We start from the raw sequence: 7,999 nt of genomic DNA on the forward strand, positions 1-7,999 counted from the left end.
CTTTTTATTTTAGGAGCAATCATTATGATGATTTTATAAAGGCAACTCAGTTGTTGATTTGACCGTTTTTAGAGTAACTTCTGATTTTAAGGTTTTAATGCCAAGCCTAGAATTAAGATAGGTATTTTTGACTAATTAAACGCTATATAAGGATACTTGTACTACTAATAAAATGGAACCAATTAGCAATAAGCATCCAATCATTGGCATGACGAATTTAACCCATCTATCAAATGGAATATGCAACATTTGGAGTGTCACTAACACTAATCCTGTCGGTGCCAAGAATAGCATTGCATATTGTCCCCAGTTGTAAGCGGAAACCACGATATCGCGTGGAATACCCACTGAGTCAGCAAGTGGCGCCATAATTGGCATTGAAAGTACAGCTAAGCCAGAAGAAGACGGCACTATTAAACCTAGGAAAATAAATACGACTAATTGGCCTAAGATAAATACGCTACCTGGCATACCACTAACCACATTAGACATATAATCAAGGATAGTGTCAGAAATCATACCTTGTTCGAGTACTAAGTTTACGCCACGAGCGAGACCGATGATTAAGGATACGCCTACTAATTCTGATGCACCTTCAGTGAAAGATTCCACAACATCTTTTTCAGACAATCCACTAATAAACATAATGATGATGGTAATGGCAAGGAAAGATGCAGCCATTTGAGGGAACCACCATCCGCCAATCATTACACCCCAAATCATAATAGGGAATGAGATACAGAAAAGCGTTAAGATTAATTTGCGACGAGCTGAGAATGGGATAGTTGTGTTCGGATCAAAGTTTTTCATATAACGTTGACGGAATTCTTCGCGATCGTCGTAAGTATAAGAAAAACTTGGGTCAGCTTTGATTTTTTTACAGTACCAATAAAGATATGCGATTACGCAAGTTGCCCCTAAAACTAAACCTAGAGCACGGAAACCAATACCTTCAGTAAATTGAATACCTGCCGCATTTGATGCGATAACAACGGAGAATGGGTTAATTGTAGAGAATGCAGTTCCCATAGATGCAGCAAGGAATATAGCCCCTACGCAGACTATCGCATCATATCCCAGAGCCAAGAATACTGGCACCAGAATCGGGTAAAATGCCACTGCTTCTTCTTCGATACCACAGGTTGTGCCGCCTAACACCATTAAGACGGATACGCAGAATACAATAAAAAACTCATTGCCTTTAGTTTTCTTCACGAGAGCCATCAAACCTGCATTAAAAGAACCGGTTCGGTTAATAACACCAATCATACCACCTAATACAAAGATAAAGACCATAACATCAACGGCTTCAATGGTACCTTCCACCATACTTTTGGTAATGTCTTCAATGCCTTTGTGGTGTTGTTCTACACGTTGATAGGTGCCAGGAATAGCGATTGGTTTTTTGATCACGCCTTTAGTGAAGTTGGAGAGTTTAATTTTGATATTGAGATTATCAAGAGTGTCTGTTGTGGCGGGATAAGTTTTATCATCAACGCCATAAGCTTTGACGACAAAAACATTATCAGTAGAGTTATATGTTAATTTTGAATATGAACCGGATGGAATAACCCAGGTTAATCCAACAGCGAGAATTAAGATTGCAAATAAAATGGTAAACGCTGATGGGAAATTAAACGTTTTCTTCTTTTTGGATGCATCCATAGCGAGCTCCTTATGTTTAACGTTTAAAGTGCGGTTGGTAAAAACATTAGTTAAACCAACCGCACTTTTTACCTTGAGAATGGCTTCTCAAAGTTCCTTTATTATTTAAGCATAATAGGATATGCCTTCAGCTTTTTTCGTAATACGAGTACCAGCTTTGCCTTTCACAATGTCCACAATATCAGATAAAGATCCTATTACTGCATCTTTTCCTGTTTGTTTCGCAAAGTTGATCGCGGCTTGTACTTTCGGCCCCATGGAACCTGAAGCGAAACCAAGTTCTGAAATAGCTTCAGGTGAGGCAACTGAAATTGCTTTTTGATTAGGTTTACCCCAATCTACGAAAGTTGCGGAAACATCAGTTGCGATGATGAATAAATCAGCGTCAAGATTTTCTGCAAGTAAAGCTGAACATAAATCTTTGTCGATAACGGCTTCAACACCTTGTAAATTATGGTGTTCATCATAATAGGTTGGAATGCCACCGCCCCCCGCACAAATTACGATACTGCCTTTTTCAAGCAACCATTTGACCGGACGAATTTCAAAAATACGTTTTGGTAATGGGCTTGGCACAACGCGACGATATTTATCACCATCTTGTGCGATAGACCAATTTTTTTCTTTTGCCAAACGTTCAGCTTCTTCTTTTGTATAAACAGGACCTATTGGCTTAGTTGGATTTTTGAAAGCTGGGTCGTTGATATCAACTTCTACTTGAGATAATAACGTTGCAAATGGCACTTCAAATGGAACTAAATTACCGAGTTCTTGTTGAATCATATAACCAATCATTCCAGCTGTTTCTGCTCCCAATACATCTAAAGGATAGGTTGGCACATCAGTATAGGCAGCACCTTGTAAGGCGAGCAAACCCACTTGTGGGCCATTACCGTGTGCTATCACTAATTCATTATTTGGCCAAATCTTAGCAATTTGCTCACAAGCAATGCGAACATTTTGTCGTTGATTTTCGGCTGTCATTGGTTCTCCGCGTCGTAATAATGCATTACCGCCTAATGCAATCACTATTCTCATACGTTCTCCTTATGCCAAACTTGCTACCATTACCGCTTTAATTGTGTGCATACGGTTTTCTGCTTGTTCAAATGCAATGTTCATTGGCGATTCAAATACCTCTTCAGTTACTTCAATACCATTAGCTAATTCAGGATATTTTTCAGCAATTTGACGACCAACTTTGGTTTCGCTGTTATGGAAGGCAGGTAGGCAGTGCATAAATTTCACTTTTGGATTACCAGTGCGTTTCATTAATTCAGGTGTGACTTGATAAGGAAGTAATAATTTAATGCGTTCGCCCCAGGTTTCTAATGGTTCACCCATTGAAACCCACACATCAGTATGGATAAAATCTATGCCTTTCACCGCTTTGTCGATATCTTCAGTTACAGTAATACGAGCTCCACTTTCTTTCGCAAATTTTTCGCACATTTCCACAAGATTTGCTTCTGGTAATAATGCTTTAGGTCCACAAATACGAACATCCATACCTAATTTTGCACCAATTAATAAAAGTGAATTACCCATGTTATTGCGAGCATCCCCAATATATACATAGCTAATTTCACTTAATGGTTTGTCGCAATGTTCAATCATGGTAAGTACGTCGGCAAGCATTTGTGTTGGGTGGAATTCATCGGTTAAACCATTGAATACTGGCACTCCAGCATAATCAGCCAGTTCTTGAACGATACTTTGTTTAAAGCCACGATATTCAATACCATCATACATTCTGCCTAATACGCGGGCGGTATCTTTCATACTTTCTTTGTGGCCAATTTGAGAGGAATTAGGGTCGATGTAGGTGACTTGTGCGCCTTGATCATAAGCGGCGACTTCAAATGCACAGCGTGTGCGGGTGGAGGTTTTTTCAAAGATGAGCGCGATATTTTTGCCTTTTAATTTTTGTTGTTCTGTGCCGGCATATTTGGCTCGTTTCAAATCTCGGGAGAGATCTAAGAGATATTTAATTTCACGTTCTGTGTGATGAACAAGACTAAGTAAATGTCTATTTTTCATATTGAAAGCCATAATAATCTCCTTGTGTTTTGACTATACATTGGGGAATAAACATACATCATTCGAGATACTGCTTGTTGTTCGAACAGTTGCATTATAAGAGAGGTAAAATGAAATTTGTTGTCGTTTTTCAACTGGTAATGCCAGTATGTAGAATTTTATTGCGAGATTTTTAGTATTATTAGAATTTAATAAAAATAATCTAACTCTTTATTGTTATTTGTTTGATTTCTAATAGTAGATGAATTTAAACGAAAATATGTTTTAGTTTATTTTTGATGAAGAGGAATGTGTCTATCTATACTTAATAAAAGTGCGGTTATTTTTATTGCAGTTTTTAATATATTGATCTTCAGCAAGTACCATTTGTATATTTAGTGATATGATAAACATAGTTTATTTTTTGAGGTTTTTATGAATTTACCTTTTCGAGCAATGGTGTCTGATTTAGATGGCACGCTTTTAACACCTGAACATTTAGTGGGTGATCTTACCATTGATACGCTGAGAGCATTAGAGCAAAAAGGCGTAGATATTATTTTGGCAACAGGACGCAATCATACCGATGTGTCATCCATTCTTGGAAAAATTGGTGCGGAACGTGCGGTTATGATTACATCAAACGGTGCTCGTGTACGGGATTTACAGGGTAATTTGCTTTATAGCAATAGTTTGCCTGAAGAATTAGTTCTTGAGCTTTACAAAACGCCATTTGATACTTCCAAAGTATGCATGAATAGCTATCAAGATGAAGGTTGGTTTACTAATAAAGATATTCCTGCAATGCGTCAGTTCCATAAAGAATCTGGATTCGATTATAACGTTGTCGATTTTTCTAAACATCATGGACGTGGGACAGAAAAAGTCTTTTTTATTGGTAAAACTCCAGAGGATTTAGTTGCAGTAGAAACTTATTTACGAGATAAGTTTGGTGACGTAACGACAATTGTTTATTCAGCATTAGCTTGTTTGGAAGTAATGAATAAGAATGTTTCAAAAGGGGATGCATTAAAACATTTACTCGAATCACGCGAGTATCAGTTAAAAGACTGTATTGCTTTTGGTGATGGAATGAATGATGTAGAAATGCTTTCTTGGGCTGGAACAGGTTGCATTATGAAAGATGCTGATATTCGTTTAAAAATGGCTTGTCCAGAGTTAGAAGTTATTGGCTCAAATAAAGAAGAATCAGTCGCTCGTTATTTGCGAACCCTATTTGGATTAGATTATTAATGCAGGCATTATTATTCATAAGTTATGGTGCAATATTAGGCGCGTCATTGCGTTGGGCTATAGGATTGTTATTTAATCCTTTATTTTCCTCATTTGCTTTTGGGACTTTAATCGCTAATTTGCTTGGTTGTTTAATTATTGGTGTATTACTTGGGTTTTTTTGGCAATTTCCACAAATTAGTTCTGAATGGCGGTTATTTTTAATTACGGGTTTTTTAGGATCGCTAACCACATTTTCGTCTTTTTCTTCCGAAGTTGTGGAATTATTTTTTAATGACAAGTGGTTAAATGGATTTTGTGTATTAATGATGCATTTATTCGGATGTTTAGCTATGACTGTGTTAGGCATTTGGATATATAAAATTTGTTCTCAACTTTTATCTTAATCCCATTCACTTTGGTTTTGCCCAATTAAATCAGCAAATTCATCGCTACGAAATCCGTGTGATAGCATATATTGCCAAATTTTTTGTTTCATTTTAGACGTTTGCTGTTCGTTATAATTTGGGAATTTTTTACGTAACAAGTTCTCAGCCATTTCATACCAATCAATTTCTGATTCCATTAAAACTTCATCAATAATATCAGAAGACACACCTTTTAATTGGCGTAATTCTTGTCGAATTCTTCCTACACCACAACCTTTTTGTGAGCGTGAATTTAGATAATTTTCTGAAAAACGACGATCGCTTTGCCAATTTTTTGCTTGGCATAAAGATAATGCATCATCAATTTCTTCTTCCGAAAAGTTCTTTTCCTGCATTTTATTGCGGAGCTCGAATTCACTATATTCTCTGCGGGAAAGAAGATTAACTATGTAATTAAAAGCAAGAGATGACAAGGATTTATTCCTTCATTTTATTGAATCGATATAAAGTGCGGTCATTTTTAACCGCACTTTTGGCATTTGTAATTTTCTTTATTCAAAATCACTTTCTGATTCAGTATTATTTTCAGATTGTTCAATATCCGCCATTAAGGCTTGTTCTGGATTGGCCACTAATTCAGCACGTAAACGAGCTTCTAATTCATCTGATTTCTCTATATTTTCGTTAAGCCATTTCATTGAATTAGCCTTTCCTTGACCAATTTTTTCGCCATTATAGGAATACCATGCGCCTGATTTTTCTACAAGTTTGTGTTTTACACCAAGTTCTAATAATTCTCCTGCTTTTGAAATGCCTTCTCCATAGAGAATTTGGAAATCCACTTGGCGGAACGGTGCCGCTAATTTGTTTTTCACTACTTTTACGCGAGTTTCATTTCCAATAATATTTTCGCCATCTTTTACAGAACCTGTACGGCGAATATCTAAGCGAACAGAAGAATAGAATTTTAATGCATTACCGCCTGTGGTGGTTTCAGGATTACCAAACATCACGCCTATTTTCATACGGATTTGGTTAATAAACACAACTAGACAGTTTGCATTTTTAATTTGACCTGTGAGTTTACGCAAAGCTTGAGACATTAAACGTGCTTGCAGACCCATATGAGAATCGCCCATATCGCCTTCAATTTCAGCTTTTGGTGTCAGTGCGGCAACGGAGTCCACAATAATTACATCAATTGCACCTGAGCGAACTAATGCATCACAGATTTCAAGTGCCTGTTCCCCATTATCTGGTTGAGAAACAAAAAGTTCTTTTACATCTACACCAAGTTTTGCTGCATAAATAGGATCAAGTGCGTGTTCTGCATCAATAAATGCACAGGTTTTTCCTGCTTTTTGCGCTTGAGCAATGACGGAAAGAGTTAATGTTGTTTTACCCGATGATTCAGGCCCGAAAATTTCTACAATTCGACCCATAGGCAAACCACCAATCCCAAGCGCAACATCTAAGCCAAGTGATCCAGTAGAAATAGACTCTACATCCAACGTTTTGGTATCGCCTAATTTCATAATTGAGCCTTTACCAAATTGTTTTTCGATTTGCCCTAGTGCAGCCGCTAGGGCTTTTTGTTTTTCTTCTTGAGTTGCCATAATTAAAATCCTGTTTGAATGTTCAAATTTTTGTGATTATATCTGTATTGATGTACAGGTCAAGAAAAATATTTATATTAATAAAAAAATATGGGGTATATATTTCAGTAAAGAGGATGGGGAAGGCTTAAAATAAAAGTTTTTAACAGAGAATTAGATTAAATTATATACAAAAATAATCTCAGAAAAAGTTTTAAATATAGTATATTTATATATAAACCAATCGTTTAGATAAAAATAAATTTTAAATTTACGATCTGGCTCACAAATCTGACATTTATATTTAGGTGTAGTAAAAATTTCATGATATAAATGAAATCAGAAGTACTTCTACTGACTCTTTTAAAATAATTATTCATTGGAGGTTTAATATGAATATAAAGGATGAGCATATAGATAGCGTTTGCTCCTTGTTAGATCAGTTAGTAGGAAATGTTTCCTTTAAAAATCTTTTTACTGGTTACGGTTTGTTTCACAAGGAAGAGACAATGTTTGCTATTTGGCAAAATAAAAAACTTTATTTACGCGGTGAGGGTGTTCTCGCAATTCAATTAACTAAATTAGGTTGTGAACCTTTTACAACGAATGAATTGAATAAACGGTTTGTGCTTTCACAATATTATGCACTTTCTGATCAGATTTTACGTAGTAATAGATTGTGTAGAAAATTGATTATTCTTTCTATTAAGCAGATTCTTGAGCGGAAGCTAGAATGTACGTTAAGAAAATTGAATCGATTAAAGGATTTACCCAATTTAACGATTAAACATGAAAGAGCTTTAATAAAAGTTGGTATTACAAATGTTGCGATGCTAAGAGAGATTGGCGCAGAAAATGCATTGGTGGAATTAAAGAAAAGTGGCAGTGGTGCTACGCTTGATTTTTATTGGAAATTAGTATGTGCTTTGCAAAATAAAAATAGTCAGATGTTAAGTCAAGCTGAAAAAGAGCGTTTATTGAAGAAATTAAACGAAGTTTTGAGAAAAAATGGCTTAAAAGGCTATAGAAAATTAGATGATGAATAAAATTTGTTCATTCAAATAATTTTTTGCAAAAAGTACTTGCAAGGGATTTGAA

The 7,999-nt window shown here is 35.9% G+C and carries 8 protein-coding genes and 1 pseudogene; 3 read left to right on the forward strand and 6 right to left on the reverse strand.

All coding sequences use genetic code 11. The features are described 5' to 3' along the window. Positions 1 to 33: 33 nt before the first annotated feature. The 4 genes and pseudogenes from HMPREF2644_RS09520 to HMPREF2644_RS06140 form a co-directional block, all read right to left on the reverse strand. Positions 34 to 132 (reverse strand): annotated as a pseudogene (locus tag HMPREF2644_RS09520) (Lrp/AsnC family transcriptional regulator); the annotation flags it as partial. A gap of 3 nt (positions 133 to 135) precedes the next feature. Next, entirely contained in the window at positions 136 to 1,665 is a 1,530-nt protein-coding gene (locus HMPREF2644_RS06130) for a YfcC family protein (protein ID WP_070828319.1), read from the reverse strand. 105 nt (positions 1,666 to 1,770) lie between these two features. Further along, on the reverse strand, positions 1,771 to 2,703 hold the full coding sequence (gene arcC / locus HMPREF2644_RS06135) for a carbamate kinase (protein WP_005661976.1): 933 nt from the start codon (positions 2,701 to 2,703) through the stop codon (positions 1,771 to 1,773). Between the two features lie 9 nt (positions 2,704 to 2,712). Beyond that, positions 2,713 to 3,717, reverse strand: coding sequence for an ornithine carbamoyltransferase (locus tag HMPREF2644_RS06140; protein ID WP_070828320.1), 1,005 nt, complete (start codon positions 3,715 to 3,717; stop codon positions 2,713 to 2,715). 402 nt (positions 3,718 to 4,119) lie between these two features. Here HMPREF2644_RS06140 and HMPREF2644_RS06145 point away from each other — a divergent pair, with 402 nt between their 5' ends. Both HMPREF2644_RS06145 and crcB read left to right on the forward strand, forming a co-directional pair. Continuing rightward, on the forward strand, positions 4,120 to 4,938 hold the full coding sequence (locus HMPREF2644_RS06145) for a Cof-type HAD-IIB family hydrolase (protein WP_011272123.1): 819 nt from the start codon (positions 4,120 to 4,122) through the stop codon (positions 4,936 to 4,938). Next, positions 4,938 to 5,324, forward strand: coding sequence for a fluoride efflux transporter CrcB (gene crcB / locus HMPREF2644_RS06150; RefSeq protein WP_011272122.1), 387 nt, complete (start codon positions 4,938 to 4,940; stop codon positions 5,322 to 5,324). Before HMPREF2644_RS06145 ends, crcB begins: the two co-directional genes overlap by 1 nt. Here the strand turns inward: crcB and recX are convergent. Together recX and recA are read right to left on the reverse strand one after the other, a co-directional pair. Beyond that, positions 5,321 to 5,779: a recombination regulator RecX gene (gene recX, locus HMPREF2644_RS06155; protein WP_011272121.1), complete on the reverse strand. Its 459-nt coding sequence runs from the start codon at positions 5,777 to 5,779 to the stop codon at positions 5,321 to 5,323. The genes crcB and recX overlap by 4 nt on opposite strands. A gap of 78 nt (positions 5,780 to 5,857) precedes the next feature. Then, positions 5,858 to 6,922: a recombinase RecA gene (recA, locus tag HMPREF2644_RS06160; protein ID WP_005654959.1), complete on the reverse strand. Its 1,065-nt coding sequence runs from the start codon at positions 6,920 to 6,922 to the stop codon at positions 5,858 to 5,860. A 371-nt stretch (positions 6,923 to 7,293) separates the two neighbouring features. On the opposite strand from recA, the gene tfoX reads away from it, so the two are divergent. Then, complete coding sequence (tfoX, locus tag HMPREF2644_RS06165) at positions 7,294 to 7,947, forward strand: DNA transformation protein TfoX (RefSeq protein ID WP_005692773.1); 654 nt, start codon at positions 7,294 to 7,296, stop codon at positions 7,945 to 7,947. Positions 7,948 to 7,999 lie beyond the last annotated feature (52 nt).

It is taken from the genome of Haemophilus sp. HMSC071C11 (assembly GCF_001837655.1).
Taxonomy (GTDB): Bacteria; Pseudomonadota; Gammaproteobacteria; order Enterobacterales; family Pasteurellaceae; genus Haemophilus; species Haemophilus influenzae.

Coding starts and splice junctions, on each gene's coding strand:
- recA (WP_005654959.1), bottom strand. CDS start 6,922: ATGGCAACTCAAGAAGAAAAACAAAAAGCCCTAGCGGCTGCACTAGGG.
- HMPREF2644_RS06140 (WP_070828320.1), bottom strand. CDS start 3,717: ATGGCTTTCAATATGAAAAATAGACATTTACTTAGTCTTGTTCATCAC.
- HMPREF2644_RS06145 (WP_011272123.1), top strand. CDS start 4,120: ATGAATTTACCTTTTCGAGCAATGGTGTCTGATTTAGATGGCACGCTT.
- arcC (WP_005661976.1), bottom strand. CDS start 2,703: ATGAGAATAGTGATTGCATTAGGCGGTAATGCATTATTACGACGCGGA.
- tfoX (WP_005692773.1), top strand. CDS start 7,294: ATGAATATAAAGGATGAGCATATAGATAGCGTTTGCTCCTTGTTAGAT.
- HMPREF2644_RS06130 (WP_070828319.1), bottom strand. CDS start 1,665: ATGGATGCATCCAAAAAGAAGAAAACGTTTAATTTCCCATCAGCGTTT.
- crcB (WP_011272122.1), top strand. CDS start 4,938: ATGCAGGCATTATTATTCATAAGTTATGGTGCAATATTAGGCGCGTCA.